Source organism: Frateuria edaphi (genome assembly GCF_021117405.1).
Taxonomy (GTDB): Bacteria; Pseudomonadota; Gammaproteobacteria; order Xanthomonadales; family Rhodanobacteraceae; genus Frateuria_A; species Frateuria_A edaphi.
The window spans coordinates 1791614-1817729 of record NZ_CP088251.1 but is presented as its reverse complement, the minus strand read 5'-3'; the positions used below and the strand labels follow the sequence as shown (position 1 = coordinate 1817729).

Below are 26116 nucleotides of genomic sequence, written 5' to 3'. Positions count from 1 at the left end.
GCCGGTCTCGGGAACCAGCGCTGCCTGAGCGCGGGAGCCGGTGGCAGCGAACCGGAAGGAACCCCGCATGAGCGCCCATCCCAGAACCCCCAAGCGCAGCTTCACCAGCGACCCGCTCTGGTACAAGGACGCGATCATCTACCAGGTGCACGTCAAGTCGTTCTTCGACTCCAACGACGACGGCGTGGGTGACTTCCAGGGCCTGATCGACAAGCTCGACTACATCGCGGAGCTCGGCGTCAACACGCTCTGGCTGCTGCCGTTCTATCCCAGCCCGCGGCGCGACGACGGCTACGACATCTCCGAATACAAGGACGTCCATCCGGACTACGGGCGGCTCGGCGACGCCAAGCGCTTCATCGCCGCCGCGCATGCGCGCGGCTTGCGCGTGATCACCGAGCTGGTCATCAACCACACCTCCGACCAGCACCCGTGGTTCCAGCGCGCCCGACTGGCCAAGCCCGGTTCGGCCGCGCGCAACTTCTACGTGTGGTCGGACACGGACCAGGCCTATTCGGGCACCCGCATCATCTTCCTCGACACCGAGAAGTCGAACTGGACCTGGGACGCGGTCGCCGGCCAGTACTTCTGGCATCGCTTCTTCTCGCACCAGCCGGATCTCAACTTCGACAACCCGGCGGTGCTCAAGGCCGTGCTCGGCGTGATGCGCTTCTGGCTGGACATCGGCGTCGACGGCCTGCGGCTGGACGCCGTGCCGTACCTGATCGAACGCGAGGGCACCAACAACGAGAACCTCCCCGAGACGCACGACATCCTCAAACTGATCCGCAAGGAGATCGACGAGCACTATCCCGATCGCATGCTGCTGGCCGAGGCCAACCAGTGGCCGGAAGACACCCAGGACTATTTCGGCGACGGCGACGAATGCCACATGGCGTTCCACTTTCCGCTGATGCCGCGCATGTACATGGCGATCGCGCGCGAGGACCGCTTCCCGATCACCGACATCATGCGGCAGACCCCGGCGATTCCGGAGAACTGCCAGTGGGCGATCTTCCTGCGCAACCATGATGAGCTGACGCTCGAAATGGTCACCGACGCCGAGCGCGACTACCTGTGGGAGACCTACGCGGCCGACCGCCGCGCGCGCATCAACCTGGGCATCCGCCGTCGCCTGTCGCCGCTGCTGGAGCGCGACCGCCGACGCATCGAGCTGATGAACTCGCTGGTCATCACCATGCCCGGCACGCCGGTGCTGTACTACGGCGACGAGCTGGGCATGGGCGACAACATTCACCTGGGCGACCGCGACGGCGTGCGCACGCCCATGCAATGGTCGATGGACCGTAACGGCGGTTTCTCCAAGGCCGATCCGGCCAAGCTGGTGCTGCCGCCGATCATGGATCCGCTGTACGGCTACCAGGCCGTCAACGCCGAGGCGCAGGCGCGCGATCCGCATTCGCTGCTCAACTGGACCCGCCGCGTGCTGGCCGTGCGCAAGCGTTACCGGGCGTTCGGGCGCGGCAGCATCCGGTTCCTGTTCCCGGGCAACCGCAAGATCCTCGCCTATCTGCGCGAGTACGAGGACGAGCAGGTGCTGTGCGTGGCCAACATGTCGCGCACGCTGCAGGCGGTGGAGCTCGACCTGGGCGTGTTCGATGGCCGCGTGCCGGTGGAGATCCTCGGCGGCACCTCCTTCCCGCCGATCGGGCGCCTGCCGTACCTGCTTACCCTCCCGCCGTTCGGCTTCTATGCCTTCCAGCTCTGCGCCAACGCGCAGATGCCGGCGTGGCACCAGCCGCCGGCCGAGCCGATGCCGGACTTCGAAACGCTGGTGCTGCGCGGCCCGCTGGTGGAAGGCCCGGTCATGGCGCACCACCGCGGCGCGCTGGAGCGTGACGTGCTGCCCACCTATCTGGGCCGGCGGCGCTGGTTCGGCGCCAAGGACCGCGGCATCGCCTCGATCAGCGTGATGTACGGCCAGCCCTGGCCGGACCGTGGCGAAGACCTGGTGATCACCGAGATCATCGCCACCCTCAACGACGGCGGCATCGAACGCTACTGCCTGCCACTGGGCATCATCTGGGAGGACGAGAACCCGCCCGCCCGCGCCCAGCAACTGGCGCTGGCGCGCGTACGCCGCGGGCGGCGCGTGGGCTACCTCACCGATGGCTTCGTGCTCGATGCCTTCGTCTCGGGCCTGCTGCGCGGGCTGCGCAATCGCCAGGAGCTGCCGCTCAAGCGCGGCGGGGTGATCCAGTTCACCGCGACGGCCGCGTTCGATGCGCTGGAGTTTCCGCCCGATGCGGAGAACCGCTGGCTGTCGGCCGAGCAGTCCAACAGCTCCGTGATCGTGCACGAACGCGGCATGCTCAAGCTCTACCGGCACATCGCGCACGGCATCAACCCGGAACTGGAGATGGGCCGCCACCTGACCCGCGTGGGGTACGCCAATACGCCACCGCTGCTGGGTGAAGTACTGCACGTCGGGGCCGACGGCATTCCGTCTGCGCTGGCGGTGCTGCAGGGTTTCGTGCGCAACCAGGGCGACGCCTGGCGATGGACGCTGGATTACCTGCAGCGCACCTGGGACGAGTTCAGCCACGCCGAGGACGATGCGGCGCGCGCGGAGATCCTGGCGGACTACGACAGCTTTGCCGCCGCGGTGGGCACGCGCCTGGGCGAACTGCACGCCGTACTCGCGCAGCCGAGCGAGGACGACGCCTTCCGGCCCGAAACCGCCGACGCCACCCACCTGGATGGCTGGGCCGCGGACGCCCGCGCGCAACTCCAGCGCGCGCTGGATGCCCTGGAAAGCCTCGACCCGGAGGACGGTGGCCTGCGCGCGCAGCGCGATCGCTTGTTCGCGCGCCGCGAGGCCCTGTGCCAGCGCATCGATACGCTGGCGCGACACGGCGCAGGTGCGCTGCGCACGCGCGTGCATGGCGACTTCCACCTGGGCCAAGTGCTGGTGGTGCAGGGTGACGCCTGGTTGATCGACTTCGAAGGGGAACCGGCGCGTCCGCTGGAAGACCGGCGCATCAAGACCACGCCGCTGCGTGACGTGGCCGGCTTCCTGCGCTCGCTGGACTATGTCGCCGCGGTGGCGCAGCGCGGCGAGGAAGGCGTGGCGCCGATCGAGGATCCATTGTTCGCGCCGTTCCTGGAACGCTTCCGTTTGCGCGCATCGGAGGTGTTCCTGGGCGCCTATGTCGCGGTGCTCGAGCGCGCGGCGGTGCGTTGGATCAGCGCCAAAGCGCTGGCGCCGATGCTCGAGCTGTTCCTGCTCGACAAGGCCGCCTACGAAATCGCGTACGAAGCCGCGAACCGGCCGGGCTGGCTCGGCGTGCCGTTGCAGGGCCTGCTGCGGCTGACCGACGAGGCCGCCATCGGCGAGGCGGCCCCGTGAACGGCCGGGGCCAACTCGATCCCGGCGCGGTGGGTGCGCTGCTACGGGCACGCCACGCCGATCCGTTCGCCGTACTCGGGCCGCACCGCGTCGAGGGCCAGCGCCTGGTGCGTACGCTGCAGCCCGGCGCGCAGGCCGTCGAGGCGATCGACGGACAGGGCCGGGTACTCGCTTCGCTGGAGACGGTTGCCGATGGACTCTTCGCCGGCGCGGTGCCGGGCGAGGGCGCCTATCGCCTGCGCGTGCATTGGCCGACGGCGGTGCAGGAGCTGGACGATCCCTACGCCTTCGGCGCGTTGCTGGCCGAGCACGACCTGCACCTGATCGCCCAGGGCCAGCATCCGGAACTCTGGCGCCAGCTCGGCGCGCACCCGGTCGAACGCGACGGCGTGGTGGGCGTCCGCTTCGCCGTGTGGGCACCCAATGCGCGGCGGGTCAGCGTGGTCGGCGACTTCAACCACTGGGACGGCCGCCGCCACCCGATGCGCCTGCGCTTGCCGCACGGCGTGTGGGAACTGTTCGTACCGGGTCTTCGGGCCGGCGCTCGCTACAAGTACGAGATCCTCGGTGCGGACTTTTCGGTCCAGCAGAAGGCCGATCCGGTGGCGCTGGCCGCCGAGGCGCCGCCGGCCACCGCGTCGGTGGTTGCCGCCGACGCACCGTTTCGCTGGACCGACCATGCCTGGATGGCCGATCGCACGGCACGCCAGCGCCTGGACGCCCCCTTGTCCATCTACGAACTGCACGCCGGCTCCTGGTGGCGCGACGACCGGGGCGAGTCGCCCGGCTGGGATGCGCTGGCCGAGCGTTTGATTCCCTATCTCATCGGGATGGGCTTCACCCACCTCGAACTGCTTCCGATCGCCGAGCACCCGTTCGGCGGCTCCTGGGGCTACCAGCCGCTGGGCCAGTACGCGCCGACCGCGCGCTTCGGCCCGCCCGAGGCCTTCGCCCGCTTCGTCGACCGCTGCCACGAGGCGGGGCTGGGCGTGATCGTCGACTGGGTGCCCGCGCACTTCCCGACCGACGCGCACGGGCTGGCGCACTTCGACGGCACCGCGCTGTACGAACACGCCGACCCCCGCGAAGGCTTCCACCAGGATTGGAACACGCTGATCTACAACCTGGGCCGCAACGAGGTCTCAGGCTTCCTGATCGGCAGCGCCCTGGCCTGGCTGGAGCGCTTCCACATCGACGGCCTGCGCGTGGACGCGGTCGCTTCCATGCTCTACCGCGACTACAGCCGCAAGCACGACGAATGGGTGCCCAACATCCACGGCGGTCGCGAGAACCTCGAGTCGATCGCCTTCCTCAAGCGCTTCAACACGGTCGTGCACCAGCACCATCCCGGCGTGCTCACCATCGCCGAGGAATCGACCGCGTGGCCCGGTGTCACCCGCGCGCCGACCGAGGGCGGCCTGGGCTTCGACTACAAATGGAACATGGGCTGGATGCACGACACGCTCGAGTACATGTCGCGCGATCCGATCCATCGGCGCTGGCATCACCACGAGATGACCTTCTCGATGGTCTACGCCTATTCGGAGCACTACGTGCTGCCGCTGTCCCACGACGAGGTGGTGCATGGCAAGCGCTCGCTGCTCGGCCGCATGCCGGGCGACGACTGGCAACGCTTCGCCAACCTGCGCGCCTACTACGGCTTCATGTGGGCGCATCCGGGCAAGAAGCTGCTGTTCGCTGGCGGCGAACTGGGACAGCCGACGGAGTGGAACCACGATGCGCAGCTGCCGTGGGAGTTGCTGGACGATCCACGCCACCGCGGGGTACAGCAGCTGTTGCGCGACTTGAATCACTTGCTCGCGCGCGAGCCGGCGCTGCATGCCTGGGACAGCGACCCGCGCGGGTTCCGCTGGGCGATCGGCGACGATGCCGGCAACAGCGTGTTCGCCTGGCTGCGCTTCGCCGAGGGCGCGCGCCCGGCGCTGGTGGTGAGCAATCTCACGCCGGCGCCGCTGCATGATTACCGCATCGGCGTGCCGCGCGAAGGGCGCTGGGAACTGGCGATCAACAGCGACGATGCCGCCTACGGCGGTTCCGGCATGGGGCAGGGCGAGGCGCACGCCGAGCCGGCGCCGATCCACGGGCAGTCGCATTCGCTCGCTTTGACGCTGCCGCCGCTGGCCACGGTGATCTATCTGGCCGGCCAGCCATGAGCTACCTGAACGTTTGCAGGAGCGCCCTCGGGCGCGACCGTCGAGCCTCATCGGCACCGCGCGGTCGCGCCCAGGGGCGCTCCTGCACCGACTTGCCTGGGCTTCGTGGGAGCGCACCAGGTGCGCGGCCGCCATGCCACGCCGTAACCGCGCGGTCGCACACGGATTGCGTTCCTGCGAATTCGCCGACACGGAAGACACGCTGATGCCCACCCTCCCCGAACGCATGCAGCCCGGCGCGCCCTATCCCCTGGGCGCGCACTGCGACGGCATCGGCACCAACTTCGCGGTGTTCTCGGCCCACGCCGAGCGCATCGAGCTGTGCCTGTTCGATCCCTCCGGCCGGCGCGAGATCGCCCGCTACGTACTGCCCGAGTGCACCGACGAGATCTGGCACGGCTATCTGCCGCGCCTGCGCGGCGGGCAGCTCTACGGCTACCGCGCCTACGGTCCGTACGAGCCGGAGCAGGGCCACCGCTTCAACCCGAACAAGCTGCTGCTCGATCCTTACGCGCGCCAGCTCGCCGGGCAGTTGCGCTGGTCGGACGTGTTGCACGGCTACCGCGTGTCCTCGCCGCGCGCGGACTTGTCCTTCGACCGCCGCGACAGCGCCGCGGCGATGCCCAAGGCGGTAGTGGTCGATGAGCCGATGCACTGGGAAGGGCGCACGCACCGCCCGCGCACGCCCTGGTCGAAAACCATCGTCTACGAGGCGCACGTCAAGGGCCTGACCCGCACGCTCAAGCGCATCCGCCCGCACGAGCGCGGCACCTTCCTGGCGCTGGCCGATCCCTACGTGATCGACCACCTGGTGCACCTGGGCGTCACCGCGATCGAGCTGCTGCCGATCCACGCCTTCGTGCAGGACCGGCGCCTGACCGAAATGAAGCTGCGCAACTACTGGGGCTACAACACGCTGGCGTTCTTCGCGCCCGAACCCTCGTACATGGCGGAGGGCGCGCTCAACGAGTTGCGCGCCGCGGTACAGGCGCTGCACGTGGCAGGCATCGAGGTGATCCTCGACGTCGTCTACAACCACACCGGGGAGGGCAGCGAACTGGGCCCCACGCTGAGCTTCCGTGGACTGGACAACGCCAGCTACTACCGCCTGCTGCCGGACGATCCGCGCCACTGCATCAACGATACCGGTACCGGCAACACCGTCAACACCGCGCATCCGCGCGTGCTGCAACTGGTGATGGACTCGCTGCGCTACTGGGTACAGAACTTCCACATCGACGGGTTCCGCTTCGACCTCGGCGTCACGCTGGGCCGCGAGGCGAACGGCTTCGATCCGAACTGTGGCCTGTTCGACGCCATGCGCCAGGACCCGGTGCTCAACGGCGTGAAGCTGATTTCCGAGCCGTGGGACGTCGGTCCCGGTGGCTACCAGCTGGGCAACCATCCGCCCGGCTTCGGCGAGTGGAACGGCCAGTTCCGCGACGACGTGCGTCGCTTCTGGAAAGGCGACGATGGACTGCGCGGCGCGCTCGCCGGCCGGTTGCAGGGCTCGGCCGACCTGTTCGACCACCAGCACCGGCGTCCATGGGCTTCGGTCAACTTCGTCACCGCGCACGACGGCTACACCCTGCAGGACCTGGTCAGCTACGAACAGAAGCACAACGAGGCCAACGGCGAGGACAACCGCGACGGCGCCAACGACAACGAGAGCAACAACCACGGCGCCGAGGGCCCGACCGAGGACGCCGCCATCCTCGACGCGCGCGGCCGCGCCAAACGCGCCATGCTGGCCACGCTGCTGTTCTCGCATGGCACACCCATGCTGCTGGGCGGCGACGAGTTCGGCCGAAGCCAAGGCGGCAACAACAACGCCTACTGCCAGGACAACGAGATCTCCTGGCTCGACTGGAAGCTGGCGCAATCCGACGGCGGCCGTGCGCTCATCGACTTCGTCGCGCGGCTGATCCGCCTGCGCGAGCAGCACCCGACCCTGCGCGCGGACTGTTTCATGCACGGCGGCGCCGACCTCCTGCCGGGCCTGGCGCCGGTGTCCTGGTACAACGAACGCGCCAGCGCCATGAAGCAGAGCGACTGGAACGATGCCCAGGGCCGCCTGCTGATGCTCCGCCGCGCGCTGCCCAAGGGGAAGCGCCACCTCGACGTGACCCTGTTGTTGATCAACGGCACCGGCGAGCCCCACGCCTTCGCGCTTCCCGAGCCGAAGTTGCCCTGGCGCCTGCGCATCGACACCGGCAACCCCGAAGCGCCCGAGCGCAACGTCGAGGAGCCCACGCTCGAACTCAAGGGACTGAGCGTCATGCTGCTTTCCGCCGCGCCGCGGCAGGACGGTGCATGAGCGCGCGCTTCCACCACGCCATGCCCTACGGCGCCGAACTGCATGGCGACGGACGCACGCGCTTCCGGTTATGGGCGCCCGATGTGGCGCAAGTGCAGCTGGAACTCGGATCGATAGCCACCCAGCCGATGCGCGCACTGGACGATGGCTGGCACGAGTGCATCCGCGAGGCGCCTGCCGGCACCCGCTATCGCTTCCACGTCGGCAAGGACCTGCGCGTTCCCGACCCCGCCTCGCGGCTGCAGGAGGCGGGCGACGTACACGGCGCCAGCGTCGTGGTCGATCCGGTCACGTTCGACTGGCGACACGCCGACTGGTGCGGGCGACCGTGGCGCGAGGCCGTGGTGTACGAACTGCACGTGGGCGCCTGCGGCGGCTTCCGCGGCGTGCAGGCCATGCTTCCGCGCCTGCAGGCGCTGGGCGTCACCGCGATCGAGCTGATGCCCATTGCGCAGTTCCCCGGCGACCGCAACTGGGGCTATGACGGCGTGCTGCCGTTCGCGCCGGCGGCGGCCTACGGCTCGCCCGACGAGCTCAAGGCGTTGGTCGATGCGGCGCACGGGTTGGGCCTCACGATGATCCTGGACGTGGTCTACAACCACTTCGGCCCGGACGGGAATTACCTGGGTGCCTACGCCTCGCCGTTCTTCCGCAGCGAAGGCCCGCCGACGCCATGGGGCGCGGCGATCGACGTGGCGCTGCCGCCAGTGGGCGACTTCTTCGTGCACAACGCGTTGTACTGGCTCCAGGAGTACCGCTTCGACGGCCTGCGCCTGGACGCGGTGCATGCGCTGCACAACCCGGCATGGCTGCTCTCGCTCGCCGCCCGCGTGCGCGCGGCGACGGACGGGCGACAGGTGCACCTGATCCTGGAAAACGAAGCCAACCTGGCGCACCTGCTTGGCCCGGATCGTTTCGACGCGCAATGGAACGACGACTTCCACAACGCGGTGCACGTCCTGCTCACCGGCGAGCGCGCCGGCTACTACGGCGCCTACGCCGACGATCCGCTGGACAAGCTCGTGCGCTGCCTGGCCGAGGGCTTCGCCTGGCAGGGCGAACCGATGCGCGGCAAGCCACGCGGCGAACCGAGCGCCCATCTGGCTCCCCTGTGCTTCGTCGACTTCCTGCAGAACCACGACCAGATCGGCAATCGCGCGCGGGGCGAACGCCTCACCGCCCTGACCGATGCGGACAAGCTCGAGGCGGCGTATGCGCTGTTGCTGCTGACGCCGTCGGTGCCGATGCTGTTCATGGGCGAGGAGTGGGGCAGCCGCCGGCCGTTCCTGTACTTCACCGACCACCAGAGCGAACAACTGCGCACCGCCGTGCGCGAGGGCCGGCGCAAGGAATTCGCCGAGTTCGAAGGCCACGGCGCGGGCGACGTGCCCGACCCGAACGCGCCCGCCACCTTCGAAGAATCCACGCTGGATCCGACCGAAGCCGCCAGCGCGGAGGGCGTCGCACGCCTGACCCTGGTCCGCCTGCTCCTGGCGCAGCGCCGCGAGCACCTGGCGCCATGGCTGGAGCAGGCGCGACCGTTGGGCGCGCGTGCCATCGGCGAGCGCGCGTTGCAGGCACATTGGCAATTGGGCGATGCGCGGCTGCACGTCTACTGCAACCTGGGCGAACGCGCAGCACACGTCGACGCCAAGCCAACACCCGCTGCGCGATGGTTGCACGGCGAGGCGTCGGCGATCGCCGCCTTGGCCGAAGGCCGCCTCGATCCCGCCCGTACCCTGGTTTTCCTGGAACCTTCGGCATGAGCTTCAGCGTCATCCCCCGCGCCCCGACAGGAGCACACCCAGCGCGCGACCTGCGTGGCAGCGCGACCGCGTGGCACAGTCTTCGTTGCCCGTCCTGCAAGGATTGCTGGCGCGGCGCGCGCTCGCGCAGATTCCCACGAGCGTGGTCGTGAGCGACCTCGACACCCGTCTCGCCGAGCTCGCCGGGCAGGCCGGGGTGGACGTGCAGTGGCGCGATGCCAACGACCGTCCGCAACAGGTCGCCCCGCCCACCCTGCGCGCGGTGCTCGACGCGCTCGGCCTGCCATGCGCGAACGAAGCCGACATCGACGCCAGCCTCGAACGGTTGCGCCGCGAACGCGAAGGCACGCAACTGCCGCGCCTGGTGGTCGCCGACGCCGGCAACTCCTTCCCGCTGCCGTCGGCCAATGCACCGCGCCGTTACCGCATCGAGGACGAACAGGGCAATGCGGTCGACGAAGGCACCGTCACCGCGGACGAACGCATGCTGCGGGCGCCGGCGTCCTGGGGCTACTACCGCCTGTTGATCGGCGAGGACGAATGCACGCTCGCCGCCGCCCCGCCACGCGCGTTCGGCGTGGGCGACATCGCTGGCGCCCTTCGCCGTCCCTGGGGCGTGGCCGTGCAGCTGTCCAGCCTGCGCCGGCCGGGTGACGGCGGCATCGGCGACTTCACCGCGCTGGAGCAATGCGCCCGCGCCGCGGCCGCGCGCGGCGCCGATGCGCTGGCGATCAGTCCCGTGCACGCGCTGTTCGCCGCGGCGCCCGAGCGCTACAGCCCGTATGCGCCTTCCAGCCGACTGTTCCTCAATCCGCTCTACGTCGACCCGGGTCGCGTGGGCGGCGCGTCGGCGCTGCGCACCGTGACCGATGCGCACAACCTGCGCCAGGAGTTGGCCGAGCTGGAATGGCTGGACCTGATCGACTGGCCGCGCGCGGCGCGTGCGCGCATGACCCTGCTGCGCACGCTGTTCGAATGGTCCACCGCCGACTCCAAACTGACCCAGGCGCTGTGCGCCTTCCGCCGCGAACAAGGCGAAGCGCTCGAACGCCACGCGCGTTTCGAGGCACTGCAGGTGCACTTCCGCGCGCACGATACGCCCGGTGGCTGGCAGGCCTGGCCTTCGGAGTACCACGACCCGGCCAGCCCCGCGGTCGCAACCTTCGCGCGCGAGCACAGCCGCGAGGTGGCATTCCACGCATTCCTGCAATGGATGGCGATGCGCGGCCTGGAGGATGCGCAGCACGCGGCGCGCGCCTCGGGCATGGCGATCGGGCTGATCTCGGACCTTGCGGTCGGCACCGACTCCGGGGGCAGCCAGGCCTGGAGCCACCAGGGCGAATTGCTGCACGGCCTGTCGGTCGGCGCGCCGCCGGACCTGCTCAACCGCAACGGGCAGGACTGGGGGCTGACCACGTTCTCGCCTTCGGGATTGAAGCGCAGCGGCTACGCCGGCTACCTCGCCATGCTGCGTGCAGCGCTGGCGCATGCCGGTGGCGTGCGCATCGACCACGTGCTGGGCTTGAAGCGCCTGTGGCTGGTGCCGCATGGGCACGGCGCCACCGAGGGTGCCTACGTGCGGTACCCCTTCGAGGACATGCTGCGGCTGCTGGCGATCGAGTCGCACCGCAACCGTGCGGTGGTGATCGGCGAGGATCTGGGCACGGTGCCGGCCGACTTCCGCCGGCGCGTCGGCGAGGCCGGCGTGCTCGGCATCCGCGTGCTGTGGTTCGAGCGTGCGGCCGACTGCGGCTTCATCGCACCGAAGCACTGGTCACCCGACGCGATGGCGACCACCTCGACCCACGACGTGCCGACGGTCGCGGGCTGGTGGAGCGGACGCGACATCGAATGGCGCGCGCGGGCCGGCCTTGCCGAGCCGGGCGTGGACGAGATCGCCGAGCGCGCGCTCGACCGCAGCCGGCTGTGGCGTGCGCTGTGTGCTTCGGGCGCGGCGCAGGCCGCCGGTGGCTTGCCGGACGAGGATCGACCGCCCTCGCCGGAGGATGTGACGCCGGTGGCCATCGCCGCGGCCGGCCACGTGGCACGCGCGCCGGCACCGCTGGTGGTGATTCCGGCCGAGGACCTGCTGGCGTTGCCGGAGCAACCCAACCTGCCAGGACCCACCGACGCGCTGCATCCGAACTGGCGTCGCCGACTGCCCGAGTCGGCCGCGCTGCTGTTCGACGGCGCGGTTGCGCAGGCGTGCTGTGGCGCTGTTGTTGCAGCGCGTGACGCATCGTGAGCGGGCACGTGTTCGTTGCGCACGCCGCACAGGAAGAAAAGGCACGGCTCATGCCGCGAGATGTGCCGCCAGCCCGGTCGCTCCCCCAAGCCCTTTTCCAGGAAGGGAGGAGGTTTGGGGTCAAGACACGCGCGATAAGGCTTGGCTTGAGTGTCGCGAAGCGAAGCCGAAGGGCCTCGCCGTGAGCGACCCGGCGCCCGTCCCGCCGCGTGCGCTCGCGCGCCTGCAACTCCATGCCGGCTTCACGCTGGACGATGCCGCCGCCCAGGTCGACTACTACGCCGACCTGGGCGTGAGCCACCTCTATGCCTCGCCGCTGTTCACCGCGCGTCGCGGCTCGACGCACGGCTACGACGTCGTGGACTACCACCACGTCAACCCCGAACTGGGCGGCGAGCCGGCGCTGCATCGGCTGGTGCGCAAACTGCGCACGCGCGGCATGGGCCTGGTGCTGGACATCGTGCCGAACCACATGTTCGCCGGCCCGGGCAACGCCTGGTGGATGGACGTGCTGCGCCACGGCCGCGCCAGCCCGCATGCGGGCTACTTCGACATCGACTGGCGCAGCCCGGACCCGCTGGTGCGCGGGCTCGTGCTGCTGCCCATTCTCGGCAAGCCCTACGCGCAGGCGCTGCGCGACGGCGACGTGCGCCTGGACCGCGAGGGCCAGGACTACGCATTGCGCGTTCACGACCATCCCTTGCCGCTCTCGCCATCCACGCTCGACACACTGCGCGGGGCAGGGGAGTTCTCGGCCGTGCTGGCCGCGCACGACGGCAGGCAGGAGGCCGGCTTCCACCGGCTGCACGCCCTGCTGGAGCGGCAGCATTACCGCCTCGCGCTGTGGAAGCTCGCCAACGACATGGTCGACTACCGGCGCTTCTTCGACATCAACGAACTGGTCGGCCTGCGCATGGATCGCACGCGGGTGTTCGAGGACAGCCATGCGCTGGTTTTCCGGCTCTACGCCGAAGGACTGATCGACGGCCTGCGCGTGGACCACATCGATGGCCTGGCCGATCCGCACCGCTATTGCCGCCAGCTTCGCCATCGCCTGCGTCGCCTGCAGCGCCAGCGTCCGGCCGGCGCGCCACGCGGGCCGGCCTACCTCGCGGTGGAAAAAATCCTGGCCGAGGGCGAGCGCCTTCGCCCGGACTGGCGCATGGACGGCACCACCGGCTACGAGTTCATGGACCAGGTCGGCGCGTTGCTGCACGACGGCGCCGGCGAGGCGATGCTGACCGAACTGTGGCAGGCGATCAGCGGCGAGCGCGCCGACTTCGCCACGGTGGCGCGCACCGCGCGGCGGCAGATCCTGGTCGACAGCTTCGAAGCGGAACTGGACCGCACCGCGCGGGCCCTGTTCGACGCCGCCCGCGCCGACATCTCCACCCGTGACGTCAGTCTGCCGGCGATCCGCCGTGTGCTGGTCGAACTGCTGGTGCATTTCCCGGTGTACCGCACTTACGCCGGCGGCCTGGGCCGCGATGCCGTCGACGAGGGCGTGTTCCAGCAGGCCTACGCACACGCGCGCCACCACGTGCGCATCGAGGACCGCGAGCTGCTGGCCGAGGTGGCCGCATGGCTGGGTGGGCAGGCACCGCGCGGCCTGCCGCCGGGCCGCGTGCGGCACGCGCGCGAACGTGCGATGCGGATCTTCCAGCAGGCCACCTCACCGATGGCCGCCAAGGCGGTGGAGGACACCGCCTGCTACCGCTACGGCCGCCTGCTTTCGCGCAACGAGGTCGGCGCCGATCCGGGTCACCTGGCGCTGGACATCCCCACCTTCCACGCGTTGTGCGCCGAGCGCGCACGCGACTATCCGCACAACCTCCTCGCCACCGCCACTCACGACCACAAGCGCGGCGAGGATGCACGCGCCCGCCTGGCGGTGCTCTCGCAGGCCGCCGTGGCGCCGCACTGGGCCGGCACGGTGGAGCGCTGGCGCGACCGCCATGCCGGCCTGCGCGTGGCGATCGATGGCGGCAAGGCGCCGTCCGCGGCCGATGAGTACATGCTCTACCAGAGCCTGGTCGGCGCCTGGCCGCCGACACTCGCACCGGATGATCGGGAAGGCCTGGCTGCCTTCGGCGAGCGCATCGCCCAGTGGCAGCGCAAGGCGTTGCGCGAAGCCAAGCGCCGTTCCCGCTGGAGCCTTCCCAACGAGCCCTACGAGGATGCCTGCGAGGCTTTCCTTGCCGCGCTGCTGGAGCCTGCCAACGGATTCGCCACGGAACTGCACGCCTTCGTGCAGCGCATCGAGGCCGCGGGCGCCGCCAACAGCCTGGTGCAGGCGACGCTGCGGCTGACCACGCCTGGCGTGCCGGACACCTACCAGGGCACCGAGTTCTGGGATTTCAGCCTGGTCGATCCGGACAACCGCCACCCGGTCAACTTCGACGCGCGCCGTGCGGCGCTGGCCAGCGACGCTCCGTGGGAGGGGCTGATCGACCGATGGCGCGATGGTGCGCTCAAGCAGCGCGTGCTCCAGGAACTGCTTCAGTTGCGGGCCCGCCATCCGTCCCTGTTCGCGCAGGGCTGCTACCGCCAGTTGACGGTGGAGAAACCCGGGGGCGCCGCCGAGGATCGGTTGCTGGCGTTCCAGCGCAAGCTCGACGGGCATGCGATCGTCGTGCTGGCGTTGCGGCACACGGCCGGCGTGCTGCTGGACGCGCGCGAACCGCGCTGGGACGCCGCGGCGACGTCCGCGCTGATCCCGGGGGAAGTACGTCTGCAGGGCGTCGCTCCAGGCAGATACCGCAACCTGCTCGGCGGGCACGAGGGAACGGTTGCCCTCGCGCTGTCGCCCGCGCACTGGCTGTCGCCGCTGCCGATGGCCGTGCTGGAACCGCTGGCCTCCTGATCCAGCGCCGGTGCGCAGCGCCGATAGCGCCTGCCTGCATCCATTCGTCCCGAGGCTGCGTAAAGGTTGCCGACCACCCCGGCGACCATGGCTATGATGGACCTGGATTACCCCACCAAGACGGTGGCGCGTTTCGAGGCTGCGAGACCCTTGCAAAGACCCCCATCCGCCGCACGACACGACTGGGCCGTGCTGGTGGAGGCGGTGGCGCGTCGTCGCGACCGCAACAGCTTCCTGCACATCTACGACTACTTCGCGCCGCGGCTGCGCCGCTACCTGCTGGGCCTGGGCGGCGACGAGGGAGTGGCCGAGGAACTCTCCCAGGAAGCGTTGCTGCGCCTGTGGCAGCGGGCGGCGCAGTACGACCCCACGCGCAGCAGCCTGAGCACCTGGCTGTTCCGCATCGCCCGCAACCTGTTCATCGACCGCACCCGCAAGGAACCGGTGTGGAGCCAGACACAGGAGTATCTCGAAGACATGGGCGTGCTCGATGGCCCCGGTGGCGAAGACGAGCCGCCCGGCACCGAGGCGCTCACTGAGGAGGCCAACATACGACGCGCCATCGGCCAGCTGCCCGCGGTGCAGGCGAGATTGATCCGCATGTCCTACTTCGAAGCCAAGAGCCATCAGGTCATCGCCGACGAGCTCGGCATGCCCTTGGGGACCGTCAAGTCCCATTTGCGCCGGGCTTTCCTCAAGCTGCAGAACGAGCTCCGATGAGACCGATGAATCCACGCCATCACCTGGGTGAAGCGACGCTGCTCAGCTACGCCGCCGGTGCGCTGCCTACCGCGTTGGGAGTGGTCGCCGCGGCGCACCTGAGCGTCTGCGCCGAATGCCGTCAGCAGTTGCGCCTGGCCGAACGCATCGGCGGCGGCCTGATCGAGATGCAGCACGACCGGCCCTCGCCGGAACAGGCGCGGCAGGCCATGCTCGCCAGGCTCGACGACACGCCCGCGCCCGCGGGTGCCTCTCTCTTGCCGCCGGCCAGCCTGGCGGATGATCCCGACGCGCTGCCGGCACCGCTGCATCCGTACTTCGGCCCGTCGCTGAGCGGGCTGCGCTGGCGCTGGCTGGCGCCAGGCGTCCACCTGGTCCGGGCCAAGGTCGACGAGGGCAACCTGTTCATGCTGCGCATCGGCCCGGGGAAGAGCATGCCGGTGCACGGCCACCACGGAAGCGAACTGACGCAGATTCTCCAGGGCGCCTACAACGACCACCTGGGGCTTTTCGCCCCTGGCGACATGGCGGACCTGGATGACGAGATCCAGCACCAGCCGGTTACCGCACCTGGCGGGGCATGCATCTGCGTGGCCGCGCTGGATGGCACGCTGCGCTTCGACGGTTGGTTCGCGCGGACGCTGCAGCCGCTGTTCGGGCTCTAGGCGCGGCCGTTCTCCGGGCAGGCACGAGCTTCCGCAGCGCGCGCGTTGACATGACGGATCCGGTGGAGGCTCGCGCTGGTGCGCCGCGAGCCAGGCGATTGCCCGGCTATCGGCAATCGGCGATTGCACCGTCGATGGCCTGCGCCACGCCGGTGTCCGGCCATCGCTGTGGCACCTTGACCACCTGCGCGGGGTCATAGCCCAGTGCCGCCACCCGCGTGAGCATCGCCTGGTAGTCGGCCGCAGGCACCTGCGGCGTGCGCGCCATGTACCAGAGGTAGTCGCGCTTGTCGCGGGCGACGATGACCTGTCCGTAATCCGGCGCGAGCCAGGCGACGAGGTACTGGGTCTTGAAGAACCAGGCGAAGTGGACGTGCCAGCGCGCCCGGCTGGGATCGGCGTCCACCGTGGCGACCGAACCGATGGTGTCGATCGGCCCCTCGAAGCCGCCTTGGCGGTGGACGTAGCGGGTACATATCTCTCCGTCGGGCGTGAGCTGGTAGAGCTCGACGGCGTTGTGGCTGTTCCGTTCAGGGCGGGTGGGAATCGCGGCGATCACGTACCAGCGGCCCATGTAACGCGGCACGTCGACGTGGGCGACCGGCGCGATCGGCGGCTGGTCGGCCCGGGTGCACCCGGGCAGGCCGATGGCCGCCAGCAGGCAATACAGCATGGGTGACTTCATCGCGGGTCCCTTGCTGGAAGGTGAGGACGACCGGCCGGGCCGGACGGAGCCGCCGTTGTACGTGCGCGTTGCCGCCGACGGATGCAGCACCCGGTGCCGGTGATCCGTTCGACCGTGCTTGCCGTACACGTAACCGGGGCGCCCGTGAGTACGGCCCGTCATCCACGCGCGTCGTCGCCCCCGCAGGACGTGCGCCGCGGTAATTTCCATCGACCCTTCGCAGGAGTTCGCCCATGCCATCGACGAGACCATCCCACCCCTGGCTCGGCCTGGCAGGCTGGTGGCTGCTGAGCTTTGCCGCGGCAGCCATCGGCGCGCTCGCCTCGATCCAGGCCGCGGCGTTTTACGGCCAGCTCGTGCAACCGTTGTGGGCCCCGCCATCGTCGGTTTTCGGGCCCGTGTGGACCGTGCTGTACGCGCTGATGGGCCTCGCCGCATGGTGCGTCTGGCGCAGGGTTGGCCGTCCGGGACGACAACGGGCGCTGGTCCTGTTCCTGGTGCAACTGGTCCTCAACGCGGCATGGAGCTGGCTGTTCTTCGGCTGGCACCTGGGTGGATGGGCTTTCGCCGACATCGTGGCGCTGTGGTTGTTGCTGGCGGCCACGGTCGTCGCGTTCTGGCGCGTGCACGCGATCGCCGGCGCGTTGCTGCTGCCTTACCTCGCCTGGGTAAGCTTCGCCGCCGCGCTGAACTGGGCCGTGTGGCAGCTCAATCCAGTGGCCCTGGGATGAACCGGCCCGCTCAGCCCTTCAGGCGCTGGTAGGCATGGAGCGCGCGCTGGCGCGACTGGCCCAGGTCCACCATCGGCGCCGGATACCCGCTGCGTCGAAGCAGCGCCGGGTCTTTCCACGGTTCGTGCATCAGCGCCGGCGGCACGTCCGCCAGCTCCGGTAGCCAGCGGGAGAGGTAGGCGCCTTGCGGGTCGAAGCGCTGCGCCTGCGTGACGGGATTGAACACGCGAAAGTAGGGTGCCGCGTCCGCGCCGCAACCGGCCACCCATTGCCAACCCATCGTGTTGTTGGCCAGGTCGGCATCCACCAGCGTGTCCCAGAACCAGCGCGCCCCGTGGTGCCAGTGCTGGCGCAGGTTCTTGGTCAGGAAGCTGGCGACGATCATGCGCACGCGATTGTGCATCCAGCCGGTGTGCCACAGCTCGCGCATGCCTGCGTCCACCAGTGGTATGCCGGTGCGGCCGCGTCGCCAGCGCTCCAGCGCTGGCTCGTCCGGCGGCTCCCACAACCGGTCGTCGAAACGCGGGTTGAAGTTGCGACCGGGCGTGTCGGGAAAGTGGAACAACAGGTGGTGCGCGAACTCGCGCCACCCGAGCTCGCGCAGGTAGGGTTCGAGGTCCGCCCGCCGTCGTACGTCGACGCGTGCGTTGCGCCGTTCCAGCTCGTGGTGGATCTGCCGCGGCGAGATCTCGCCGAAGTGCAGGTGGGGCGACAGCCGCGAGGTGCCGTGGCGCGCAGGCAGGTCGCGCGCCTCGGCATAGTTCGCCAGCGCGTCGTCCGCGAAGACCTCGAGCCATTCGTGCGCGCCGGCCTCGCCAGGTCGCCACGTGGCTGCCATGCCGCCGTACCAGGCTATTGCCGGCAACAGATCCAGCGCAGCCAGCGGCTGCGCGCCCGGCAGCGCCGTCCATTCGCGAAAGACCGGCACTGGCAAGGGTTCCTGCACGGCCAGTTGCGTGCGCAGGTTGCGCCAGTAGGGGGTGAATACGCGGTACGGATCGCCGGCCTGGGTAGCGATGGACCAGGGCTCGCACCACAGCGCGGCGTTGTGGCTATGCACCTCGATGCCGCGTTCCTGCAATGCGGTCTTCAGGCGGGTGTCCTGTGCGATGGCGCCCGGTTCGTAACGACGATTCCAGTGCACCGTGCGCGCGCCGCTGCGGGCGACCAGGTCGAGCAGGGTGTCCAGTGTCGGCCCCTGCGCAAGGTGCAGCCCGGCCTGACGTTCGCGCAGGTCCCGCTCCAGGGCGTCCAGCGAATGGTGCAACCACCACCGGCTAGCGGCCCCGGGAGCGGAATCGCCGTCCTCGGCGGGCGCGTGGATGTAGACCGGTAGCACGCGCGCGTGCGATGCGCAGGCCGCGCTCAGGGCCGGATTGTCGGCAACGCGAAGGTCGCGCCGGAAGAGCACCAGCGCGGTCGTCATGGCAGGCAGGGGAAGGGGCGGCAGGCACCACCCGGTGCGGACAAAGGCATGGCGCAGCCTAGCGTTGCGTGGGGTTCCGCTCAATGACCAGGTGCACGACCTGCATGGCCTCTGCCCGCGTGGAGCCTTTGCCTGCCAAACGGGCTTGACTCGATGGCCGCGGATAGCACGCAACGCATCGCTGTCCGGTCACCGCCCATCGGGCAAGCGAAAGGGCGCGTTCCTGAAACGCGCCCTTGAGGGATAAGGATTTGGCGCTCGCCTGTCAGATCAACCAGCAGGTGGCCGGCTGCGTGGGCGAGATCCAGGGGAACTGGTCGTCTTCGTCCGGTTCCGGCGTGGGCACCGGCATGCGCGGGGTACGGCGATCTTCGGTCGGCCATTCGATGTCGCTGTGGCGACGATCGAGCGGCGCGTCCTGGTCGGTCGGCCAGCGGGGTGTCTGCTCGGGGCCGACCGCCGGGCCATTGATGGTCCAGTCGTGGTCGCGGCTGAAACCGGGGTGGCGGCGGAGGGTCGAGGGGCTGCAGGCGTTCATGGTCATCGGTCGAAACACGTTCCAAAACAACTGGATGTAGTTTCTGGTCGCCCCTGTCTACGCGATGCGAAAGGAAGGCTAGGGACGTTTTAACGAGCCGGCCGGGCTCCCTGGCGGCAGGCTTCGGTTCAGAGATCGAGCACCCGGTCCAGCCCGCGGTGCAACCCGACCAGCGTCGGCACCTTGCGTACCGCCAGCAATGCGCCGTCCACGTAGGGCAGGGCGCTGCCGCCGGCGTCGTGCCGCAGGGTCAGCTTCTGGTCGGGCATGCCGAAGATGACTTCCGCACTGATCACGAAGCCCGGCAGCCGGATCGAGTGCACCTGCGATCCGGCCAAGGTCGCGCCCCGCGCCTCGCGCACGCCGGCGGTCTGCTCCAGCGGCACCGTCGGCTGCGGCGCCTGCACGCGACCAAGCCGGCTGGCCAACTCGCGCGCGGTGCCGCTGGGCGCATCGCGCTTGCCGTCGTGCGCGTAGTCGATGATTTCCCACTGCGGGATGTAGCGGGCAGCCATCTCGGCGAACTTCTGCAACAGCACCACCGTCAGCGCGAAGTTGCCGCAGGCGAGCACGCCCAGGCCCTTCGATCGGGCGAGCGCGTCGATCTGGGCGTAGTCCTCGTCACTTAGGCCGGAGGAGCCGACGACGACATGCGCGCCATGTTCGAGCGCGGCAAGGACGTTGGCCTTGGCGGCCGCCACACCGGTGTACTCGACGAACACGTCACAGCGTTGCGCGAGCGCCTCGTTGGCGCTCGCGAAGACCGGGCATCCGAACGGTCCATCGCCGAGCGCCTCGCCCAGGTCTTGCCCGGCGTGGCGGCGCGATACCGCTGCCACGAGTGCAAGGTCGTGCGCCTGCGCCATCGCCCGGGCCAGTTCCGATCCGGCCCAGCCCGTCGCACCGGCAAGGCAGACTTCAAGGTTCATCGTCGATCCTCCATACCTGTCGGCAGGCGCGGGTGGCGCGTCCGGACAAGCATACCGGCGGCGTCACCGGGGCATGATCAAGACTCGACGCGTCAGGCCTGGCCGACCGCCAGGGTGAAGCTCTGCAGGAAATGGAAGTCCGGCCGGCGCAGCGCGAAATCCGCGTGCCGTGGATCGCACAACCGCACCAGCGCCGCGTAGTCGTCCGCGTCGAGGTACGGCTGCAGCCGCTCGCCCCAGGTGCCGCCGAAGATCGTCTCCAGCAGGTAGTCCGCGCTCGCCGGGTCCAGCGGCGCCACGCGCTCGATCATGAAGGTACGCGCCGTAACGTTGCGCAGCCCCGCGCGGCGCAGGCGGCCGACCAGGGCGCGCACGTCGGCCAGTTCGCGTTCGCTCACCTGATACCGGTCGCGGTAGTACTGGCGCACCGCTTCGTTGACTACCCGTTCCAGCCGCGCGTCCCAGGCGAAATACATGTCCGGCAGCAGCGAGCTCTGGCCCAGCGCGATACGCCCGCCGGGGCGGAGCAAAGTGGCCAGGGTATGCAGTGCGTCGACCGGGTCGCGCAGGTGGTTGAGGGTGTTGACCGACCAGACCAGGTCCACACTGCCGCACGCCAGCGGCAAGTGCGCGAGGTTCGCCTGGACGACCGACGCGCCCGGTGGCGCGATCGCTCGCGCCGCCCTGGCATGGGCCAGTGCCAGGTCGATGCCCACGACCATGCCCTCGGGTCCGGCCTCGGAAGACAACCAGGCCAGTGCCTCGCCGCTGCCGCAACCGGCATCCAGCACCCGCATGCCTGGCCGCAGTGCGAGGCTCGCGATGGCCTGGCGAAGCTCCGGCGCGGCGAACGCGTTGAACCGGCGCAGCTTGCCCACGTAGTCGCGGGCCGCGGTGTCGCCGAGCAGTCCAGTCGCGGTGGATCGATTCATGCGGGCTCACGTCGGTCGCGGGGCTACATCATCCAATGGAAACGCCGTTGCGCGCTGCCATCGCCCAGACCGGCCCCGGCCCGATGCCACTCGTGCAGGATGGACCGGCGCCAGCGGCCCTCAAGACATGCGTGAAGCTGCAAGGCTGATCGGGCGAGGCGTCGGCAGGTCCGTGGAAGCGAAGGCTGGCGGCCAACGGCTTCAGGCGTCCGGCCCGTGCATGGCGAATACCCGCGTGCTGCCATCGGTTCCGATCAGCAGTACCGGATAGCGCTGGGCCGTTCCCATCTCCATCCCGGGCGAACCCATCGGCATGCCCGGCGCAGCCAGGCCGCGGGCGTGCGGATGCTCGGCGAGCAGCTTGCGGATGTCCTCCACCGGGACGTGGCCTTCGATGACGTAGCCGCCGATCCGCGCCGTGTGGCACGAGGCCGCCTCGCCCGGGACGCCCAGGCGCTGCTTGAGCGTGGCCATGGCGGGTTCCTCATGGTCGACCACGGTGTAGCCGTGGTCGCGCAGGTAGGCGATCCACGCCTTGCAGCAACCGCAGGAGGGATCGCGGTAGACCTCCGCGACGGGCGCGGCGACCGCGGCGAGCGGCAGTGCCAGCGCCAGGGCGAACGCCAGGCGGCGCAGCAAGGTGGTGCGGGTGTTCATGGTTGGGTCTCCGGGGTGGTCTGCCATTGCACGGCGATGATCTTCCAGGCCGAGCCGAGCTTCTTCAGGGTGAGCCGTTCCTTGCCACGCAGGGTTCGCGGTTTGCCCGCGTCGGTGATGACGATGCGCATCGTGCTGCCGACGGTGGCCGCCTCGCCCATGGACATCGATCCCATCCAGAGCGGCATGACCTTGGCGTGTTTCATGAAGGCCAGGTCTTCGCCCAGATGGTGTGCCGCGTAGGCCTCGCGCGACTGGGTCTGGCCGGCTTCGGTGATGGTCGCCTCCGGCGCCAGGATGCCCAGGACCACCGCGCGGTCGCCGTGTTCCAGCGCACCGTGGAAGGCCTGCGCGGTCGCTTCCGCATCCGGCGCTGCGCGCGGCGCGAGGCCGTCGAGCGAGAGCGCTGCATCCGCATGCATGGGCGAGGGGCGTGCGGGGGCGTCGGCCATGCTGCCGGGCCCGCCCTGGTGATGCACGTGCCCGGCCTCGTCACCCGGATGTCGAGGGCCGTCCTTGTCGCCCATGTCCATGTCCTCGTCCGGCGGCGCCCTGGCGACCATGGCCTCGTATTCCTGTGCGGACATGTCGGGCAGCTTCTGCAGGAAGGCGACCATGCTCCAGATGGTCGGGTCGTCGTGCGTCGTGCCCCAGGCCGGCATGGCGCTCATCTTGATGCCGTGCTTGATGGTCCAGAACGCCGCCCGCGGGTCGACCCGCACCTGCGACAGGTTGGGCGGTTGCGGGTAGAGGCCAGGGCGTATCTCCGAGTCGTCCATGCCGGGCTTGAGGTGGCAGTCCGTGCACATCGCGGCGTACTGGCCGGCGCCCTTGAGGATCCGTTGCGGGTCCCGGAGATCGGGCACGGCGATGTCGCGCGCCCGCACGGCGATCGAGCGCTCGCGCAGGGTCTGCATGAGGGCGAACACGGGGCGCGCGTGATGATTGTCCGCGCCGACGTTGTAGAGCCCCGAGTAGACGAAGACCGCGCCGCCCGCGACCAGGATGACGAGCAGGACCGCGGCGCCGATGCCGTACTGCGTGATGCCTCGTTTCATGGTGATCCCTCAGAACCAGATGCGGACGCCGGCCACCCACTGCCGGTCGAACCGGTCTTGCCCGTGCTGGCGGGCCAGGTCCGCCGTGCCGCCGAAGCGGCGGGACCAGACGACGCCCACGTAGGGCGCGAACTGCCGGTGGAACTCATAGCGTAGGCGCAAACCCAGCGACATGTCGGAGACACCGCTGCCCAGCCCCCGCGCCGGGTCCGACCTGCCGTACGCGTTGGCTTCGAATTCCGGCTGCAGGATCAGGCGCTGGGTGAACAGCAGTTCGTACTCGGCGCGGAAGCGTGCCGCTGTGCGACCCGCCGGCCCCACGTAGCCGGTGGCCTCCAGTTCGAACCAGTAGGGCGCGAGGCCCTGCAGGCCGAAGGCGGCCCATGATCGGTCCGGTCCTTCGCCGGCGTCCGTGCGCACACCGAGCTGGGTGTTCCAGAAGGCGGCGACCGCGTGGATCCACAGCAGTTCGCTACTGGCGTCCTCCAGCCGGCCACTGCGCCGCTCGCCCTCGGTGCGCAGCCACAGCTTGTCGTAGTCGGTGCCGTACCAACCTTCGATATCCCACTGCTGGCCGTTGCCGTCCCGGCCGTGGAACGCTTCCAGCTGATCGAACAGCAGCATGCCGTAGCGGGCGTCGCCTTCCATCGCCATGCCCATGCCGTGGGTGGGGCCGTAGGCGATGCCATCGGAGTAGTCCGGACTGCGGGCGCCAGATGGCGGACTGCCGCGCTGCATGGCGCCATGTTTCATGCCCTGCATCGAGCCATGGTCCAAGCCCTTCATGGAGCCGTGGTCCATGCCCTTTATTGAGCCGTGGTCCATGCCCTTCATGGAGCCGTGGTCCATGCCCTTCATGGAGCCGTGGTCCATGCCCTCCATGGAGTCGTGGTCCATGCCCTCCATGGAGTCGTGGTCCATGCCCTCCATGGAGTCGTGGTCGATGCCTTCCATGGAGTCGTGGTCCACGTTCCCCGATGGGTTCATCGCAGGGACAGCGGTTTCGGGTCGCGAAGGAGACGCCGCGGTCGGCATGACCGGCGCGGGGGCGGTGGCCGCCGATGCGGGCATGTCGCGTTCCTGTTCCGCGCCTGCCGCGCTACTGGCGGGTGCCGGTGCCGTCTGCGCAAATGCCATGAACGGAGCCAGCGACAGCGGGGCGCCGCCGAGCGCCAGCGCGAGTGCGCGCAAGGGAAGGATGCGGCGACTCATGACACCACCACCTCGCGGAACATGCCCGCTTCCATGTGGTACATCAGGTGGCAGTGGTAGGCCCAGCGCCCGGGGGCGTCGGCGCTGACGCGGTAGGAGACCCGCTGCGCCGGCTGCACGTTGATGGTGTGTTTGCGGGCCAGGAATCGCCCGTCCGGATCCTCCAGTTCGCTGAACATGCCGTGCAGGTGGATCGGGTGATTCATCATCGTGTCGTTGACCAGCACGATGCGCAGGCGCTCGCCGAAGTTGAAGTGCATCGGCCTGGCCCGCGCGAACTCCAGGCCGTCGAACGACCACATGAAGCGTTCCATGTTGCCGGTCAGGTGCAGCTCGATCTCGCGCTCGGGTTCGCGCGGGTCGATCGGCCCATCCAGCGAGCGCAGGTCGGCATAGGTCAGCGCCCGGCGGCCGTTGTCGCGCAGGCCGATGCCGGGGTCGTCCAGGTTGGTGCGCGGCGTGTCCACGCGCATGTCCACGCCGGCGCCGTATTCGCTGCGCGCGTGATGGACCGCAGGGGACTGGGCCATCGCCATGCCAGGCGCGTGCGTCGTTCCGTGATGGTCGCCCGCGGCTTCCATCGGCATGGCACCCATCATGTCGCGCATGCCCAGCCACACGCGCGGGTCCATGGCGGGCACGTCGGCTTCCATTCCTTCGCGTGGCGCCAGCGTGCCGCGGGCATAGCCGCTGCGGTCGATCGACTGGGCGAACACGGTGTAGGCGCGCTCGTCCTGCGGCTCGACGATCACGTCGTAGGTCTCGGCGACCGAGATGCGGAACTCGTCCACCGGCACCGGGTGGATGTCCTGCCCGTCGGCCGAGATCACTGTCATCTTCAGCCCCGGGATGCGGACGTCGAAGATCGTCGAGGACGAGCCGTTGATGAAGCGCAGGCGGATTTTCTCGCCGGGCCTGAAAAGCCCCGTCCAGTTGCCGGCCGGCGCCGCGCCGTTCATGAGGTAGGTGTAGGTGTAGCCGCCGACATCGGACAGGTCGGTGGGATTCATGCGCATCCGGTTCCACATCCGGCGCATGGCCAGCGCCTGGCTCAGTCCGTGCTCCCGCGCATCGCGGAAGAAGTCCGGCACGGCCGGCTGGTGGAAGTTGTAGTAGTCGCTGCGCTTCTTGAGCCTGGCGAAGATGCGTTCGGGATCCTCGTCGGTCCAGTCGTTGAGCATGACCACGTAGTCGCGGTCGGTGGGGTAGCGCTCCGGTCCGGCCGGTTCGATCACCAGCGGCCCGAACAATCCGGTCTGCTCCTGGAAACCCGAGTGCGAGTGGTACCAGTAGGTGCCCGACTGGCGCACCTCGAAGCGGTAGACGAAGGTCTCGCCCGGCGCGATGCCATCGAAAGCCAGGCCGGGCACGCCGTCCATCTGGAAGGGCAGCAGGATGCCGTGCCAGTGGATCGAGGTGGGGGCGCGCAACCGGTTGGTCACGCGCAGGGCGACGGTGGTGCCTTCCTTCCAGCGCAGGGTCGGACCCGGCACGCTGCCGTTGACGGTGGTGGCTGGACGCACCACGCCGGTGTAGTTGACCGGCGTTTCCGCGACCTCCAGGTGGAAGTCGGTGCCACGGAGCACGGTGGGCTGGCCTGGGCTGGCCAACGCCCGGGCGCTGGACGGGCGCAGCAGCCCGAAGCCGGCGACCGCACCGCCGACGGCCACGCCCTGGACAAAACGCCGGCGCGACAGGTCGGCCGTCGGGGATGGGTGAAACCACTTCATGGGGAAACTCTCCGGAGGCGCCGGCATTGCCGGCGCGACACATCACGGTGCGGGCAGCAACAGGCGTTGCGACCGCGCAAGGCAGGGAAGACGGAGAG

18 protein-coding genes are annotated in these 26116 nt (G+C 69.5%); 9 read left to right on the top strand and 9 right to left on the bottom strand.

Annotated features, from left to right (window positions below):
* Positions 1–67 precede the first annotated feature (67 nt).
* The 8 genes from treS to LQ772_RS08575 all read left to right on the top strand — a co-directional run bounded on the left by treS (position 68) and on the right by LQ772_RS08575 (position 16120).
* Positions 68–3370, top strand: coding sequence for a maltose alpha-D-glucosyltransferase (gene treS / locus LQ772_RS08610; RefSeq protein ID WP_231325759.1), 3303 nt, complete (start codon positions 68–70; stop codon positions 3368–3370).
* Positions 3367–5544 (top strand): 1,4-alpha-glucan branching protein GlgB, encoded by a 2178-nt coding sequence (gene glgB / locus LQ772_RS08605; RefSeq protein WP_231325758.1) that lies wholly within the window; start codon positions 3367–3369, stop codon positions 5542–5544. The genes treS and glgB overlap by 4 nt, the downstream gene beginning before the upstream one ends.
* Positions 5545–5677: 133 nt before the next feature.
* Entirely contained in the window at positions 5678–7861 is a 2184-nt protein-coding gene (gene glgX, locus LQ772_RS08600; RefSeq protein ID WP_231325757.1) for a glycogen debranching protein GlgX, read from the top strand.
* Positions 7858–9627, top strand: coding sequence for a malto-oligosyltrehalose trehalohydrolase (treZ, locus tag LQ772_RS08595; protein WP_231325756.1), 1770 nt, complete (start codon positions 7858–7860; stop codon positions 9625–9627). Before glgX ends, treZ begins: the two co-directional genes overlap by 4 nt.
* Positions 9628–9775: 148 nt before the next feature.
* Positions 9776–11872, top strand: coding sequence for a 4-alpha-glucanotransferase (malQ, locus tag LQ772_RS08590; RefSeq protein WP_231325755.1), 2097 nt, complete (start codon positions 9776–9778; stop codon positions 11870–11872).
* 181 nt (positions 11873–12053) lie between these two features.
* The gene (gene treY / locus LQ772_RS08585) at positions 12054–14735 is read left to right on the top strand and encodes a malto-oligosyltrehalose synthase (protein ID WP_231325754.1); all 2682 of its coding nucleotides are present in this window, start codon (positions 12054–12056) and stop codon (positions 14733–14735) included.
* A 93-nt stretch (positions 14736–14828) separates the two neighbouring features.
* Positions 14829–15455, top strand: a complete 627-nt coding sequence (locus LQ772_RS08580) for a sigma-70 family RNA polymerase sigma factor (protein ID WP_425600842.1) — start codon at positions 14829–14831, stop codon at positions 15453–15455.
* Positions 15456–15460: 5 nt separating this feature from the next.
* Positions 15461–16120, top strand: coding sequence for a ChrR family anti-sigma-E factor (locus LQ772_RS08575; RefSeq protein WP_231325751.1), 660 nt, complete (start codon positions 15461–15463; stop codon positions 16118–16120).
* Positions 16121–16226: 106 nt separating this feature from the next.
* On the opposite strand, the gene LQ772_RS08570 is transcribed toward LQ772_RS08575, so the two are convergent.
* A complete protein-coding gene (locus tag LQ772_RS08570; protein WP_231325749.1) occupies positions 16227–16805 on the bottom strand; it encodes a lipocalin family protein in 579 nt (192 codons plus the stop codon).
* Positions 16806–17038: 233 nt separating this feature from the next.
* Here LQ772_RS08570 and LQ772_RS08565 point away from each other — a divergent pair, with 233 nt between their 5' ends.
* A complete protein-coding gene (locus tag LQ772_RS08565; RefSeq protein WP_231325748.1) occupies positions 17039–17536 on the top strand; it encodes a TspO/MBR family protein in 498 nt (165 codons plus the stop codon).
* Between the two features lie 10 nt (positions 17537–17546).
* On the opposite strand, the gene LQ772_RS08560 is transcribed toward LQ772_RS08565, so the two are convergent.
* The 8 genes from LQ772_RS08560 to LQ772_RS08525 all read right to left on the bottom strand — a co-directional run bounded on the left by LQ772_RS08560 (position 17547) and on the right by LQ772_RS08525 (position 26018).
* Positions 17547–18962, bottom strand: a complete 1416-nt coding sequence (locus tag LQ772_RS08560; RefSeq protein ID WP_231325747.1) for a cryptochrome/photolyase family protein — start codon at positions 18960–18962, stop codon at positions 17547–17549.
* Positions 18963–19227: 265 nt separating this feature from the next.
* Positions 19228–19500: a hypothetical protein gene (locus tag LQ772_RS08555; RefSeq protein WP_231325746.1), complete on the bottom strand. Its 273-nt coding sequence runs from the start codon at positions 19498–19500 to the stop codon at positions 19228–19230.
* Between the two features lie 128 nt (positions 19501–19628).
* Entirely contained in the window at positions 19629–20429 is an 801-nt protein-coding gene (gene dapB / locus LQ772_RS08550; RefSeq protein ID WP_231325745.1) for a 4-hydroxy-tetrahydrodipicolinate reductase, read from the bottom strand.
* A gap of 92 nt (positions 20430–20521) precedes the next feature.
* Entirely contained in the window at positions 20522–21361 is an 840-nt protein-coding gene (locus LQ772_RS08545; protein WP_231325744.1) for a class I SAM-dependent methyltransferase, read from the bottom strand.
* Between the two features lie 201 nt (positions 21362–21562).
* A complete protein-coding gene (locus LQ772_RS08540; RefSeq protein WP_231325742.1) occupies positions 21563–22018 on the bottom strand; it encodes a DUF411 domain-containing protein in 456 nt (151 codons plus the stop codon).
* The gene (locus LQ772_RS08535; protein WP_231325740.1) at positions 22015–23076 is read right to left on the bottom strand and encodes a c-type cytochrome; all 1062 of its coding nucleotides are present in this window, start codon (positions 23074–23076) and stop codon (positions 22015–22017) included. The genes LQ772_RS08540 and LQ772_RS08535 overlap by 4 nt, the downstream gene beginning before the upstream one ends.
* 9 nt (positions 23077–23085) lie before the next feature.
* Positions 23086–24288 carry a copper resistance protein B gene (locus LQ772_RS08530; RefSeq protein ID WP_231325738.1) on the bottom strand — a complete coding sequence of 401 codons (1203 nt, stop codon included), beginning with the start codon at positions 24286–24288 and terminating at the stop codon, positions 23086–23088.
* Positions 24285–26018 (bottom strand): copper resistance system multicopper oxidase, encoded by a 1734-nt coding sequence (locus LQ772_RS08525; protein WP_231325736.1) that lies wholly within the window; start codon positions 26016–26018, stop codon positions 24285–24287. Before LQ772_RS08525 ends, LQ772_RS08530 begins: the two co-directional genes overlap by 4 nt.
* Positions 26019–26116 lie beyond the last annotated feature (98 nt).